The 14331-nt window shown below is 64.3% G+C and carries 13 protein-coding genes and 1 riboswitch; of the genes, 10 read left to right on the top strand and 3 right to left on the bottom strand.

Annotated features, from left to right (window positions below; genetic code table 11):
• Positions 1-67: 67 nt before the first annotated feature.
• Positions 68-1471, bottom strand: a complete 1404-nt coding sequence (locus AC1DJW_RS10365) for an MFS transporter (protein WP_476901357.1) — start codon at positions 1469-1471, stop codon at positions 68-70.
• A gap of 86 nt (positions 1472-1557) precedes the next feature.
• Between AC1DJW_RS10365 and AC1DJW_RS10360 the strand changes: the two genes are divergently transcribed.
• From AC1DJW_RS10360 to mnhG, 6 genes are read left to right on the top strand one after another with little or no spacing between them, the layout of a single operon-like run.
• Positions 1558-4659: a Na+/H+ antiporter subunit A gene (locus AC1DJW_RS10360; protein WP_476901356.1), complete on the top strand. Its 3102-nt coding sequence runs from the start codon at positions 1558-1560 to the stop codon at positions 4657-4659.
• The gene (locus AC1DJW_RS10355) at positions 4656-5111 is read left to right on the top strand and encodes a Na(+)/H(+) antiporter subunit C (RefSeq protein WP_059389840.1); all 456 of its coding nucleotides are present in this window, start codon (positions 4656-4658) and stop codon (positions 5109-5111) included. The genes AC1DJW_RS10360 and AC1DJW_RS10355 overlap by 4 nt, the downstream gene beginning before the upstream one ends.
• A complete protein-coding gene (locus tag AC1DJW_RS10350) occupies positions 5108-6709 on the top strand; it encodes a Na+/H+ antiporter subunit D (protein ID WP_284755228.1) in 1602 nt (533 codons plus the stop codon). Before AC1DJW_RS10355 ends, AC1DJW_RS10350 begins: the two co-directional genes overlap by 4 nt.
• On the top strand, positions 6706-7272 hold the full coding sequence (locus AC1DJW_RS10345) for a Na+/H+ antiporter subunit E (protein WP_390279948.1): 567 nt from the start codon (positions 6706-6708) through the stop codon (positions 7270-7272). Before AC1DJW_RS10350 ends, AC1DJW_RS10345 begins: the two co-directional genes overlap by 4 nt.
• Complete coding sequence (locus tag AC1DJW_RS10340; protein ID WP_059389843.1) at positions 7269-7547, top strand: MrpF/PhaF family protein; 279 nt, start codon at positions 7269-7271, stop codon at positions 7545-7547. The genes AC1DJW_RS10345 and AC1DJW_RS10340 overlap by 4 nt, the downstream gene beginning before the upstream one ends.
• Positions 7537-8016 (top strand): monovalent cation/H(+) antiporter subunit G, encoded by a 480-nt coding sequence (mnhG, locus tag AC1DJW_RS10335; RefSeq protein ID WP_390279951.1) that lies wholly within the window; start codon positions 7537-7539, stop codon positions 8014-8016. The genes AC1DJW_RS10340 and mnhG overlap by 11 nt, the downstream gene beginning before the upstream one ends.
• Here mnhG and AC1DJW_RS10330 read toward each other — a convergent pair.
• Together AC1DJW_RS10330 and AC1DJW_RS10325 are read right to left on the bottom strand one after the other, a co-directional pair.
• Positions 8013-8273 (bottom strand): DUF4235 domain-containing protein, encoded by a 261-nt coding sequence (locus AC1DJW_RS10330; protein WP_284755224.1) that lies wholly within the window; start codon positions 8271-8273, stop codon positions 8013-8015. The two genes, mnhG and AC1DJW_RS10330, sit on opposite strands and share 4 nt — an antisense overlap.
• Positions 8274-8324: 51 nt before the next feature.
• Entirely contained in the window at positions 8325-9098 is a 774-nt protein-coding gene (locus AC1DJW_RS10325; protein ID WP_284755223.1) for an NUDIX hydrolase, read from the bottom strand.
• A 148-nt stretch (positions 9099-9246) separates the two neighbouring features.
• A riboswitch (TPP riboswitch) is annotated at positions 9247-9383 on the top strand.
• Positions 9384-9459: 76 nt separating this feature from the next.
• On the opposite strand from AC1DJW_RS10325, the gene AC1DJW_RS10320 reads away from it, so the two are divergent.
• The 4 genes from AC1DJW_RS10320 (at position 9460) to AC1DJW_RS10305 (ending at position 14264) form a co-directional block, all read left to right on the top strand.
• The gene (locus AC1DJW_RS10320) at positions 9460-10089 is read left to right on the top strand and encodes an ECF transporter S component (RefSeq protein ID WP_476901355.1); all 630 of its coding nucleotides are present in this window, start codon (positions 9460-9462) and stop codon (positions 10087-10089) included.
• Positions 10089-11738, top strand: a complete 1650-nt coding sequence (locus AC1DJW_RS10315; RefSeq protein ID WP_476901354.1) for an ABC transporter ATP-binding protein — start codon at positions 10089-10091, stop codon at positions 11736-11738. The genes AC1DJW_RS10320 and AC1DJW_RS10315 overlap by 1 nt, the downstream gene beginning before the upstream one ends.
• Complete coding sequence (locus AC1DJW_RS10310) at positions 11735-12541, top strand: energy-coupling factor transporter transmembrane component T family protein (RefSeq protein ID WP_476901353.1); 807 nt, start codon at positions 11735-11737, stop codon at positions 12539-12541. The genes AC1DJW_RS10315 and AC1DJW_RS10310 overlap by 4 nt, the downstream gene beginning before the upstream one ends.
• A 199-nt stretch (positions 12542-12740) precedes the next feature.
• Positions 12741-14264, top strand: coding sequence for a UDP-N-acetylglucosamine 1-carboxyvinyltransferase (locus AC1DJW_RS10305; RefSeq protein ID WP_284755216.1), 1524 nt, complete (start codon positions 12741-12743; stop codon positions 14262-14264).
• Positions 14265-14331 lie beyond the last annotated feature (67 nt).

The following is a 14331-nucleotide window of genomic DNA, read 5'->3' as shown; positions in this document are numbered from 1 at the left end:
TAAACTCTACTAACAATCAAAGATCAAGGGTTTTCGGCAGATTATGTGGAATCGAGGCACCCATCTGTCAGCTCAGCGGAACAATGGCGATTTCCGTCTTGTTGGGTGACTTGACCGGCAGGATCACCAGCAGGCCGGCCAGGAGCACCACCATGATGCCCAGGATCCCCCAGCGTTGAGCCGCGCCCGGGGCAACCAGGGGCGTGGCCACGGTGATGCACAGCGTGAACAGAGCCGGCGCCAGGAAGCTCACCGCCCTGCCGGTGGTGGCGTAGAGCCCGAACAGTTCGCCGGATTCGCCGTCCGGCGCGAGCCTCGCGAGGTAAGCGCGGGAGGAAGCTTGCGCCGGTCCCACAAAGAGGCACAGGAACAGTCCGAACACCCAGAAAGTGGTGCTGCCTGCCCAATGGGACCCGAAGAACACGTAGTCGCCGTTTCCAAGCACCAGGATCACTGTCCCGGCGACCAGGAGTCCCATGAGGGAAATGACGATGACGGCCTTCGGCCCGATCCTGTCGTCCAGGAATCCGCCGATCATGGCTCCAACGGCTGCCACCACATTGCCGAAAATCGCGAAGAAGATGACTTGCTTGAGCTCGAATCCAAAAGTCCCGGCAGCAATGACCCCGCCAAAGGTGAAAACCGCCGCCAGGCCGTCGCGGAAGATGGCGCTCGCGAGCAGGAAGTAGATGGTGTGCGGGCTGGTTCGATAGATGGCCTTGATCCGGCGGACCAGCAAACCGTAGGAGGCCAGGAACCCGAGCCGGGATTCCGCCTTCTTTACTGAGAGTTCCGGCACCGCGAAGAGGACCGGTAGCGCGAAGATGAAGAACCAGAGTGCGGAGAAGACAGCCACAAGCCTGATATTAAGGCTGTCCTGGGTGGAGGCTCCGAACCACTCAAAAGACGGCTGGACGAAAAGCTGCAGCACCACGAGCAGCGCGACAATTCCGCCCAGGTATCCCATTCCCCAGCCGAAGCCACTCACTTTGCCGATATTGGCGGGCGTGGAGATCTGGGCCAGCATGGCGTTGTAATTGACCCCGGCGAACTCGAAAAACACATTGCCGAGCGCAATCAACGAGACGCCCAGAAGCAGGAACTCGGGCTTGGGGAAAACGAAGAAACACGAGCCTGTGAGGACGGCCACGAGGGCGGTGTTGACCCCGAGCCACAGTTTCCGGCGGCCACCGGAGTCGGAGCGTTGACCCGTGACCGGTGCCAGCAGGCCAATCGCGACGCCGGCAATCGCCAACGCGGCACCCAACGCCGCCGATGCGGAGTCTTCCCCGCCGAAGGCCTTGGATGTCAAGTAGACGGTGAACACAAAGGTGGTCATCACGGCGTTAAAGGCCGCGGAACCCCAATCCCAGGATGCCCAGGCAAGAATCTGGCCCTTGCTCGACAGGGCGGGCCCTGAAGCAAGCTCGGATGCCGGGTGCGGGGCCTCAGGCGCAGTTGCCATGTTCATGGTTGATAAACTACCTGCACCGAACCCAACGTTTGACCGCCTGCTCCAACTTTTGACAATTCATTCCTGACTTTGCGGAGATTCCAGTGATCACAGTTCTTGCCGTGACCTTTGCAGCGGCAACTGTGGCGCCCTGGATCTTCCGGAAACTTCAGCGGAATGCCTTCTATGTCCTCGCGGCGGTTCCCACCATCGCTTTCATCTGGCTGATCCTGCAGTATGACCGGGTCTATCCCGGAAAAGGCGGGGACCCCAGCGGCGCCTTCATCGAAGAAATCCTCCCGTGGATTCCCAACCTCAAGCTTGAATTCGCCTTCCGCATGGACGTTTTGGCGTGGGTAATGTCCTTGCTGGTCCTGGGTGTCGGCGCGTTGGTCCTGGTCTATTGCGCCCGGTACTTCAAGAACAAGGATGCGGGGCTTGGCGGGTTCGGAGCCCAACTACTTGCCTTCGCGGGTGCAATGTTCGGCCTGGTGACGGCGGACGACCTCCTGATGATGTTCATCTTCTGGGAACTCACCACTGTCCTGTCCTACCTCCTGATCGGCTACGCCCGCACCCGCCTCGCCGCCCGACGCTCGGCCTTGCAAGCCCTCATGGTCACCACCGCTGGCGGCCTGGCCATGCTCGTCGGCCTCATCATTCTGGGCCAGGCAGCCGGAACATACCGGATTTCGGCGATCATGACTCAAGCGGCCACCCTCGTCACGGGACCGGCCCAGGGGGCTGTTGCTGCCGCCGTCGTACTCATCCTGGTGGGCGCGATTACCAAATCGGCGCTTGTCCCGTTCCACTTCTGGCTCCCGGGCGCCATGGCGGCCCCCACACCGGTGAGCGCCTACCTGCACGCAGCGGCAATGGTGAAAGCCGGTATCTACATCGTGGCCCGCCTGGCCCCGGGATTCAGCGAGAGCCCCTACTGGTTGCCGCTGGTGCTCGGGCTCGGCCTTGCGACGATGCTGGTGGGCGGCTATCGGGCGCTCCGGCAGACCGACATCAAACTCATCCTCGCCTATGGAACCGTCAGTCAGCTCGGCTTCCTCACGATGGTGGTGGGCCTCGGCCGGCCCGACGCCGCACTGGCCGGCCTCGCGCTGTTGCTGGCGCACGGACTCTTCAAGGCCGCGTTGTTCCTGGTAGTGGGCATCATCGACCACCAATCCGGCACGCGCGATATCCGCAAACTCTCGGGTGTGTACAAGTCCTCGCGGGCGCTCGCCATTGTGGCGGGCATCGCCGCCGCGTCCATGGCCGGCATACCTCCGCTGGCGGGTTTCGTGGCCAAGGAATCCGTGTTGGAAACGTTCGTCCACTACGGCACTGATCACTCCGGTACTGGCCCTGATTCGCAACCGTGGGGGCTGGTCCTGCTAGTCGGCTTGGTGCTGGGGTCCATCCTCACGTTCGCTTACAGCGCCCGCTTCATGTGGGGTGCGTTCGCCACCAAACCGGGCGTGGACCGGACTCCGTTCAAAGCCATCCAGCCATCGTTCCTGGCGGCGCCGGCCATCCTGAGCTTCCTCACCATCGTGTACGGTCTGTGGCCGGATCCCGTTGACGGTTGGATCCAGCCGTATGCGGCGCTTTTTGTGGAACCCGCTGCCGGAACAAGCGCAACCGCAACAAACGCAGCCAGCGCCAGCCACCTCGCGCTGTGGCACGGACTGACGCCCGCCTTGGGACTGACCGCCCTGACGTTCGCGGCCGGCGTCGTGATGTTCTACGCCCGTAACCTCGTGTCCCGGGCGCAGGGCCGTGTCCCGGACTGGGTGGATGGCGATCGTGCCTACCAGCGCACCATCGGGGCCTTGGACGACGTCGCCGTGTGGGTCACCGGGCGCACGCAGCGCGGTTCCCTCTACTTCTACCTGGCGGTCATTCTCACGGTGGCTTTCGCCGTCCCGCTCACGGCACTTATCGTGGCCAACAAGCCGCTCCCGGGCGGTCTCTTCCTGATCGACCCGAATTCGCCGCTTCAGCTCATCGCCGCGGCAGGAATCGTTGTTGGCGCGCTGGCCGCAGTTCGCGCCAATAAGCGCTTCCTCGCCGTGCTGATGGTGTCCGTCACCGGCTACGGCATCGCGCTCATGTTCGCGTTGCAGGGAGCACCGGACCTCGCCTTGACGCAAATGCTGGTGGAGACCATCATCCTGGTGGCCTTCGTGCTGGCGATGCGAAGCCTCCCTCCGGAGCTCCGGGACCGCACCGGCGGCAAATACCGGGTGGTTCGCGTCATTATCGGCGTGGCGTTCGCGGTCACCATGATCTTCGTGGCGATCTACGCGATGGGCGCACGCATCGCCGAGCCTGTGTCGCTCTCCTTCCCCCGGCTGGCCTACGAGGGCGGCGGGGGACTCAATGTGGTCAACGTGACTTTGGTGGACATCCGGGCGTGGGACACGTTCGGTGAGATCTCGGTGCTGGCAATCGCCGCTACCGGCGTCGCGAGCTTGATCTTTGTCCGAAGCAGGGGGGAGCGCCTCAACAAGGCCTCCACGATTCCCGAGGGCACTGTGGGAAGGCGCGCCGCCGCCGGGGGCAGTTCGCGCGACGACGCCTCGCTGGCACTCGTCCGCAAGTTCGCGGGCAGCCTGACAGACCCCTGGCTCGTGGCCGGCCGAACCCTGGCACCCGAACGGCGTTCCATCATCTTCGAGGTGGTCACGCGGCTGATTTTCCACTCGATGATCGTTTTCTCCGTGTACCTGCTGCTGGCGGGACACAATCTTCCGGGAGGCGGCTTCGCCGGCGGACTCACTGCCGGGCTCGCCCTGACCATCCGATACTTGGCCGGCGGACGGTTCGAGCTGCGGGAAGCCGCACCGATCAGCGCCGGCATGCTGCTGGGAACGGGGCTTGCGACGGCGGCCGCGGCGGGCTTCGTGCCGTTGCTTCTGGGCGGTCAAGTGTTCCAAAGTGCCATCATCGAGTTCTGGCTGCCGCTATTCGGTGACATCAAGTTCGTGACCTCCACGATCTTCGACATCGGCGTGTACCTCGTTGTCGTAGGCCTTGCCCTGGACGTGCTGCGGAGCTTGGGTGCCGAGATCGACGAACACTTCGAAGAGACCGCCAGCGGAGACGCGGGGGGTTCAGGGGACGCCCGGCCGGAAGCCCGTGCGGCTACTGCGACGGCGGCAAGCACTGCAACGTCGGCAACCACCTCGCCCGGGAAAGGGACCCCATGAGCGTCAACTTGACCTTGTTGATCGTCATGGGAGTGCTCTACGCCTGTGGTATCTATTTGATCCTGGAACGCAGCCTGACCCGCGTCCTCCTGGGGCTCATGCTCCTGGCCAACGCCACCAACCTTTTGATCCTCGCGACGGGTGGCTATGCCGGACTTGCCCCGCTGTTCAACAAATCGACGGATCCGCGCGACTACAACGATCCTTTGCCGCAAGCGTTGATCCTGACGTCGATCGTGATTTCCTTCGCGGTGACGGCATTCATGCTTGGCATCATCTACCGGACCTGGGCGTTGGCACGCCAGGACGATATCCAGGACGATGCCGAAGACCGGCGCGTCGCGAAGACACCCAGCTTTGACGCCGAAGACGACTCGGTGGTTCCCGAGGAAACATCCGAATTCCCGGTCACGGCAGTCACCGAAGCTGCCAAGGAAGGAGGCCCCCTGTGAACATCGCCAGCCTGGCGCCGCTCGCCGTCGTACTTCCCATCCTCGGTGCCGCACTGACATTCGCCCTGAACAGGAACCCGCTGGCCCAACGCGCGGTCAGCATCGCTTTGTTGTCCCTTACCTTGCTCCTGGAATGCTGGCTCCTTGCCTCGGTATGGACTACAGGCACCGCGTCCGTCACTCTGGGCGGCTGGCAGCCGCCGTTTGGCGTGGTGATGGTGGTAGACCAGTTCTCCTCGCTCATGTTGGTGGTCTCCTCCGTCATCAGCCTCGCCGTGCTCGTCTATGCCACCGGCCAAGGCATGGCCGACGGCGACCGCGAGGCACCGGTCTCGATCTTCCACCCGACCTACCTGATCCTGGTGGCCGGCGTCTCCAATGCCTTCCTCACCGGTGACCTCTTCAACCTGTACGTCGGCTTCGAGATCTTGCTGACGGCGAGCTACGTGCTCATGACCTTGGGCGGCACCGGTCCGCGCATCCGCGCCGGGGTCACGTACGTGGTGGTTTCCGTCGTGTCCTCGGTGTTGTTCCTTATCGCCATCGCGATGATCTACGGGGCCACCGGGACCATCACCATGGCGGATCTCGCCATCAAGTTGGCCGAACTGGATCCGGGCACCAGGAACCTGCTTCACGTCATGCTGCTCGTGGCATTCGGCATCAAAGCCGCCGTGTTCCCGCTGTCCTTTTGGCTGCCGGACTCGTATCCGACGGCGCCAGCACCGGTCACAGCCGTGTTCGCCGGCTTGCTCACCAAAGTGGGTGTCTACGCCATGGTCCGGACGGAGACCCTCCTCTTCCCGGGCGATACTTTGAATACCCCGTTGATGGTGGTTGCACTCCTCACCATGTTGGTGGGCATTCTCGGTGCCATAGCCCAGAGCGACATCAAACGATTACTCTCCTTCACCCTGGTCAGCCACATCGGCTACATGGTGTTTGGGCTGGCCATGTCTTCCGTTGCCGGGCTTGCTGCCGCCGTCTTCTACGTGGCCCACCACATCACGGTCCAAACGAGCTTGTTCCTGGTGACTGGCTTGATTGAGCGCCGCGGTGGGAGCTCCTCCGTGGACAGGCTCGGTGGGCTCGCAAAGCTGTCTCCGCTCCTCGCGCTCTTGTTCTTCATTCCGGCCATGAACCTCGCAGGAATCCCGCCCTTCTCCGGGTTCTTGGGGAAGCTCGGACTCCTCCAGGCAGGCATTGCCCTGGGGACGCCACTGGCCATTACCTTGGTGGTGGGCGGCGTGGTCACGAGTCTCTTGACGTTGCTGGCAATTGCGCGCGTCTGGAACCGCGCCTTCTGGCGGAAACCGGAGGATGCGGATTACCCTGCCGCCGTCCTGAAAGACACGGCGGCCGTCGGGCTGCTTCCGCGGACCATGGTGGGGCCAACCGCCGCGCTCGTGGTCTTTGGCGTGGCGCTGACAGTCTTCGCCGGTCCGCTGTTCCAATTGGCCGGAAACTCCGCGGAACAGATGCTGGACCGTACCGCGTACATCCATTCCGTGCTCGGCGGGAATGCCAAAGTTCCAGGAATCGCGGCACCGCAGGGTGACGCACCCACCGGGGCCGTACCGCAGGGAGGTGGCAAGTGAGCCGCAAGCGGATTTCGTTCCGCACCGAGTTGCCCCTGCTGGTCTGGCTGGTGGTCGTTTGGGGTGCGCTTTGGCGGGACTTCAGCCCCGGCAACCTGGTGTTCGGTGCGCTGATCGCGGTGGTGGTAGCCAGGGTCTTCTACTTGCCTCCAGTGGAGCTCAGCGGACGATTCAACGTGCTGCGGGCCATTCCTTTCGCCGTCGTGTTCCTTGGCAAAGTGGTGGCCGCGAGTTTCCAGGTCATGTACTTGGCGGCCTTCCGGGGCCCCTCGGTAACCAACGCCGTCGTCGCGGTTCCCCTGCGTAGCCACTCCGACCTCATGGTGACCGCAACAGGGCACGTGATTTCGCTGATTCCGGGTTCCCTGGTGGTGGAGGTGGACCGCTCGACGTCCACGCTCTATATCCACGGGCTCAATGTCCGCAACGATGTGGACACCGCCAAGCTGCGCAAGGAAGTGCAGGACACGGAGGCCTCGTTGATCCGGATCATGGGTACCCGCACGGAATTGGACGCACTCCAGGCCGAAGGCTGGCCTGCAACGAGGGGAGCCGGCTCATGAAAGACATCGTGCTGATCGTCACGGCGGTGATTCTTAGCCTCGCGGCGGCAGGCGCGATCTACAGGATCGCCGTCGGGCCTTCATTGCTGGACCGGGTGCTCGCCTCAGACGTGCTGCTCGCCATACTGGGTGCCGCGCTGGCCATCGACATGGCCGTCAACAGGCACCTCAACAACCTCGTGCTGCTCGTCGCGCTGACGCTGATCGGGTTCATCGGATCGGTGACGGTGGCCCGCTTCGTGGCCGACCGGAGGGGACAAGTCAATGACTCCTAACGCCACCGGAGCGGACGCCGTCATCGATGCCGTCACCGCGGTACTGCTGATTGTTGGTGCCCTGATGTCATTGGGCGCGGCAATTGGACTGTTGCGGTTCCCGGACCTCATGAGCCGCATGCATGCAGCTACCAAGCCCCAAGTGCTGGGGCTGTTCCTTGTCTTGGCGGCCATGGGGCTGCAGATGCGCGAATGGTGGGTTTGGCCGGTCCTCGCGGTCGCTTGGATTTTCCAACTGCTGACTGTGCCCGTGTCCGCACACATGGTGGGCCGGGCAGGGTACCGGACCAAGCACCTCCACCCCGAGCTTCTCAGCACAGACGAACTCGAGGCCGTGGTGCTGCGGGCTGCCGGTCAACGGGCGGCGGAGAAAGCTCAAGAAGCGGGCTCGGCAATGCCCCACGCTGGGAACGCCCGCAACGGCGGGAGCGCAGGTCCTAACGGCGTCAACGGCGGGCCGTCAGCCTAGACGATGTCCTGCGTCTTCGAGAAGCGGGAGATGGCGCGCTGGGTGCTCCGGCCGGCGAGAACCTGGATGACGGCACTGACAGTTGCCGAAATCAGGGCGAAGGTCAGCGCTGAGCGGAGGCTCGTCTCCATGTCGTCGTGTCCCTTGGGCGGCTTGTTGCCCGTGGTTTTTTCCCACAGCGCGTTGACGAGCTTGGTGCCGACAAAGCCTGCGCCGATGCTCACGCCGGTGCCGAGCAGTTTGATGAGGAGGTTCATTCCGGGACTCCTTGCGGGTGGAAACAGGACCGTCCCCAGCCTAACCCCACTTCAGGGCAGTTCCGGAGCAACGGATGGGGCTTGGCGCCTCAGCCGGAAGAACTCCTGCAAGGCTCCCGGCTTTGGACGCACGGGAACAATGTCACGGTCTTCGGCCAGCACCGCTTCCACCGTGCCGAGGGCGAGGAGCTCATCCAGTAGCGCCAGCGTGGGTGGCATGAGCTTGAGCGTTCCGGCGGCTTCGGCATCCAGGATTCCGCGGACCGGCATCCACAAGGACGATGACGCTTCCGTGGTCTGGTGCCTTGGCTCGGCTCCGGAAACCGGGCAAGCAAGGTAGAAGTACGTGTCGAAGCGCTTGGGCTGGTCCGGCGGAGTGACCCAGTTGGCCCATGGGCGGAGGGTGGCGGCGTCGAGCTTCAGCCCGGCCTCTTCGAACACCTCACGCTGCGCGGCCGCCAGTACCCGGCCCGCGTTGAACCGGGCGGAGGAAGGCTCGACGGCGATGCTGCTCCGGTGCCATGCGGCGGCGTGGCGCTCGACGACGTCGTCCGTGAAGTCCCAGCCGGAGCTGTCCGCCTGGTCCACTCGTCCGCCCGGGAAGACGACCATTCCGGCAGCGAAATCCATCGTGGACACCCGGTGCTGGACGAACACCTCCAAAGCCTGCGCCGCGTCTCCAGAGCGCCCAGGAACTGCGGCATCCCGGAGCAGGATCACGCTCGCGGCGAGCCTCGGTTCGGCCACTGTGGTGCTGTTCGCTTCGCCCATGCCTGCCAAGACCGCTCCTTTGCCCGCTTGCTGTGTCACATTCTGCTGGATCATTCTCCCAGTTTCTGTGGCCGCCCGCGCCATTCCGGGCCGGACTGCGCTCGCCCGGCAAATGATCCAGGGGAATCCGTCGGAACGCTTTTTGCCGCCGCGCCCGCAACCCCTCCAAGGTGTAAACTGAACCACGCCCAAAAGGGTGGATTGATAACGACAGGGGAGCGCCGCCGTCGGGCTCGCAGCAATGCGGCACGGAGGACGGGCGCTGAGAGTGCGGACAGCCGCAGACCCTCGAACCTGATCCGGCTAGTACCGGCGCAAGGGAGTCGAGTTCTCATAGTGTCCGGAACCGGCGCGGCGGAGGCCGCTCGCAGGCAACCGGGGAACACTTTCCCCTCCTGTTCCTCAGGAGGACAAAATGACTGGTATTTCTGCAAGGCCGGGCCTCACCAAGCCTGGTTACAACTGGCGCGTCGTGGACATTGTCGTGGCGGCACTGATCTCGATCGCCGGTGGCGTGATCTTCTGGGCATGGGACCAGATGGCTCTGGTCGCCACGCCTATGTCCGCCGGCTACCCGCCCCTGAGCGGCCTGATCGCCGGCGGCTGGATGATTCCGGCAGTCTTGGGCATGCTCATCGTCCGCAAGCCCGGTGCGGCAATTTTCTGCGAAACAGTGGCCGCCACGAGTGAGCTCATCATGGGTTCGCAGTACGGCACCACGGTGCTGATCTCGGGCCTGCTCCAGGGCCTCGGTGCGGAACTCATCTTCCTGGCCTTCATGTACAAGAAGTTCAACCTGCCGGTGTCCCTGCTGGCCGGTGCCGGTGCGGGCCTGTTCTGCGGTCTGAACGACTCCTTCCTGCCGTGGGGCTGGAACATCGCCTACGAACCGGTCGACAAGCTCGCGTACATCGTGTTCTGCACGGTCTCCGGGGCCGTCATTGCCGGTGCCCTGTCCTGGATCGCGACCCGCGGCCTGGCCAAGACCGGTGTGCTGAGCGCGTTCGCGTCCCGCAAGGCCGCTTCGGAGCCCGTCTTTTCCTGATGCCCAGTCCTGATTCCGGCACCTCTGCCGTGGTGCGACCCGCCGCCATTTCCGCGCAAGGCTGGGGCTGGCGGCACGCCGGCCGCACCACGCAGGCCATCCACGCCCTCGACCTGGACATCCGTCCCGGCGAGCGTGTTCTGCTGCTTGGCCCCTCGGGCGCAGGCAAGTCGACCCTCCTGCATGCCCTGGCTGGCGTGTTGGGCGAGGAAGGCGACGACGCCGACGAGACCGGTTCGTTGCTCGTGGATGGTGTTTCGCCGAAGGCCCAGCGGGGCCGTGCCGGACTCATGCAACAGGACCCCGAAACCCAGGTGGTGCTTTCCCGGCTGGGCGACGACGTCGCGTTCGGCGCCGAAAACCTTTGCGTGCCGCGGGAAGAAATCTGGAAGCGGGTCCATGAAGCGCTCGACGACGTCGGGCTGCGGCGTAGTGCCGGTGGCAGTGCGAGCGGCAACTTTGCGCTCGACCACCCGACGTCGGCCCTCTCGGGCGGGCAGAAACAACGCCTTGCGCTGGCCGGCATCCTCGCGATGCGGCCCGGCTTGATCCTCCTGGACGAACCGACCGCCAACCTGGACCCCGCCGGAGTGTTGGAGGTCCGCGATGCCGTGGGCCGCTGCCTCGACAAGACCGGCGCCACTTTGGTGGTGGTGGAACACCGGGTTTCGGTCTGGAAAGACCTTGTGGACCGGATCGTGGTGCTCCAGCCGGGCAGTTCCTCCTCCACGGGAGTCTCGACGCCGGCGGTGCTCCTGGACGGCGATCCGGACACCGTTCTGGCGCAAGCAAGGGACATGCTCACTGCTGCGGGCGTTTGGGTGCCCGGGTACGTGCCGGCCACCCGGCCACGTTCGGGAACAGGCGCCGGAACGGCGGCCGGCTCCGGGGCGGGGAACGGGGCGCGGAGCTCCGCGGCGAGGAGCGGGGGAGAGCTACTGCTCGCCACCCAGGAGCTCGCGGTGTCCCGCGAGCGGTCACGGCGCCGGGGGTTCAAAACCATCCCGCCCCTTCCCGTGCAGGCCGGACTCAACGCCGAAGTGTTCGCCGGGCGAGCGCTGACCATCACTGGCCCCAACGGCGCGGGAAAATCGACCTTCGCTTTGACTCTCGCGGGGCTGTTGGCGCCGGTGTCCGGGGCGGTGACAGCCGCCGTCGGGCTCAGCGACGGTGCCGGCACTGACCCGTTGAAGTGGAAGGCCCAGCAGCTGATCTCCCGCATCGGGACCGTGTTCCAGGAGCCCGAGCACCAGTTCGTCACCGGCCGGGTGCTCGACGAGCTGATGTTCGGCCCCAAGCATCTTGGCCATGGCGAGGAGCGCGTGGACGAGTTGCTGGAGCGGCTGCGCTTGGGGCATCTCGTGGACGCCAACCCGTACACGCTCTCCGGTGGCGAAAAGCGACGGCTGTCGGTGGCCACGGTGCTCGCCGCGCACCCCCGCGTCCTGGTGCTGGACGAACCCACTTTTGGCCAGGACGCCAACACGTGGGCTGAGCTTGCGTCGTTCCTGTCTGAACTGCTCGACGCCGGCACATCCGTGGTTTCCGTGACCCACGACCAGGAATTCAGCTCCGTCCTTGGCGGCGCCGAGATGCGGCTCGAGCCTGCATTCCAAGGCGGCGCCCGGCAGGAAGCGGGTGCGGCATGAGGGACGCACTGACCCTGCGCGGCAACAATGCCCTCCTGACACGCGCGAATCCGCTGGCCAAGTTCGTGTCGGTCTTCCTGGTCACCCTGGTTTTGGCGTTGTCCATCGACTTGGTGTCAGCCTCGACCGCGCTCCTCGGCGAACTGGCGTTGTTCCCCCTCGCGGGGCTCACCGTGCGCTTGCTCTGGCAGCGCGGCTGGCCCTTGATTATCGCGGCCGCGCTCGGAGGTTGGAGCACCGCGATCCTGTCGGCGGACAGCGGAAGGATACTGCTCGACGTCGGGATCTGGTCTATCAGCGAAGGCTCACTTCAGCTGGGACTCGGCTTCATGCTGCGTGGCCTGGCCATCGCGCTGCCAGCCATCCTCCTCATGAGCTGCACCGATCCGACCGACCTTGCCGATGCCCTGGCGCAGAAGGCGAAACTGCCGCACCGTTTTGTCTTGGGCACCTTGGCTGCGCTGCGGCTCGTCGGGCTCATGGCGGAGGAATGGCAGACCATCGGCATGGCACGGCGCGCGCGGGGTGTCGGCTCGCGCGGGAGCCCGCCGCAACGGTTCAAGGCCATGCTCGGCCAAAGCTTCGGGCTGTTGGTCCAGGCGATCCGTCGGGCGTCCCGCTTGGCCGTGACCATGGAGGCGCGGGGCTTCGGCGGCGGACGGCGGACCTGGGCACGCGAATCCACCTACAGCCGCCTGGACGTCTGGGTTCTCGCTGGCGGGCTGGTCATTGCGGCCGCAGCCGTGCTCGCGGCCCAATGGGCAGGGACGTGGCACTTCGTCTGGCTGAAGCAGCCCAACTGACTCGCATTTGTTGTCGTTTTGGGGCCTCATAACGACAACTACTGCGAGTTACTTGGGTGTTGTCGGGCGGGCCGCGAGCAAACGCAACACGCAGGCTTTGGACCAACGCATATCGCACGAGACGACTATTCTCCAGCATAATCGGCGTGTTGTGTCACAAAACCTCCAGTCCGTAGACCATCCGTGATATTTATTAGTCATGACGCAACCGACTGCCGAACATGTAGGTCTCCTTCTTCGCGACGCCCGTGGCGAAAAGGGCTGGACACAGGGCCAGCTCGCTTCGGAACTGGGTACCAGCCAAAGTGCCATTGCCCGTATGGAGCAGGGCAAGCAGAACCTCAGCCTACGCATGATCGAGCGCCTTGAGTCGATCTTCGGGCGAACTATCGTCAAGGTCGGCAAACGGCAGATGACCCACCTGCGTGTGGAGGGCGGACGCACGCTCTCCGGCTCGGTGGACGTCAACAGCAGCAAGAATGCCGGCGTCGCCCTGCTCTGCGCGAGCCTCATCAATCGCGGCACCACCACTTTGCGCCGGCTTGCCCGGATCGAAGAAGTCAACCGGATCGTCGAGGTCTTGACCTCCATCGGTGTCGAGTGCACCTGGCTGAACGGCAACGATCTGCGCATCCGCCGCCCGGAGACCCTTGACCTCGCCTCCATGGACGTGGAGGCCGCACGCCGCACCCGCAGCGTCATCATGCTGCTCGGCCCCCTCCTCGATGAGGCAGCCTCATATCAACTGCCCTACGCCGGCGGTTGCGATCTCGGGACTCGAACCGTGGAACCGCACATGCAGGCGTTGCGGCAGTTCGGGCTCTCGGTGGAGGCCAAGGCCGGCTTCTATTCGGTACAGGCCCCACCTGCCGACGGCGACCACCGCACCTTCGTGCTCACGGAGCGCGGCGACACCGTGACCGAGAACGCCATCATGGCCGCCGCACACCGCAGCGGTACCACGGTGATCCGCAATGCCAGCCCCAATTACATGGTGCAGGACCTCTGTTTCTACCTGCAGAGGCTCGGCGTGGTGATCGACGGCATCGGGACAACCACCCTGAAGATCACGGGCCGCCCGGCGATCGACGTCGACATTGAATACTTCCCTTCGGAAGACCCGATCGAAGCCATGAGCCTGATCACCGCGGGCATCGTGACCAACTCGGAGGTCACCATCTGCCGGGTCCCCATCGAGTTCATGGAGATTGAACTTGCCACGCTTGAGCAGATGGGCCAGCAGCTCGACATCTCCGGCGAATACTTTGCGCGCAACGGACGGACTCGCTTGGTGGATGTCACCACCAAGCCATCACGCTTGCGTGCGCCTGAGGACAAGATCCATCCGATGCCGTTCCCAGGGCTGAACATCGACAACTTGCCGTTCTTCGCGGTCATCGCAGGCAATGCCGAGGGACAGACCATGATCCACGACTGGGTCTACGAGAACCGTGCGATCTACTTGACCGAGCTCAACAAGCTCGGTGCCCAGGTTCAACTGCTCGATCCGCACCGCATCTATGTCAATGGTCCGACCAAATGGCGCGGCGCGGAAGTCGGATGCCCCCCGGCACTCCGACCCGCAGCTTGCCTGCTGTTGGCCATGCTGGCGGCCCGCGGCACGTCCGAGTTGCGCAACATCTATGTGATTGAGCGCGGATACGAGGACCTGGCCGAGCGGCTCAACACTATTGGTGCCAAGATCGAGTACTTCCAGGACTGACGCGCGTCGGATTCTGCACGATTCGGACTTCCAGCAGAATCATTCGGGCGTGCCGCAAAATCCCGAT

It is taken from the genome of Arthrobacter sp. 05L417 (assembly GCF_056397865.1).
The sequence above is the reverse complement of the archived record's forward strand: the minus strand, read 5'-3'. Positions and strand labels throughout refer to the sequence as shown.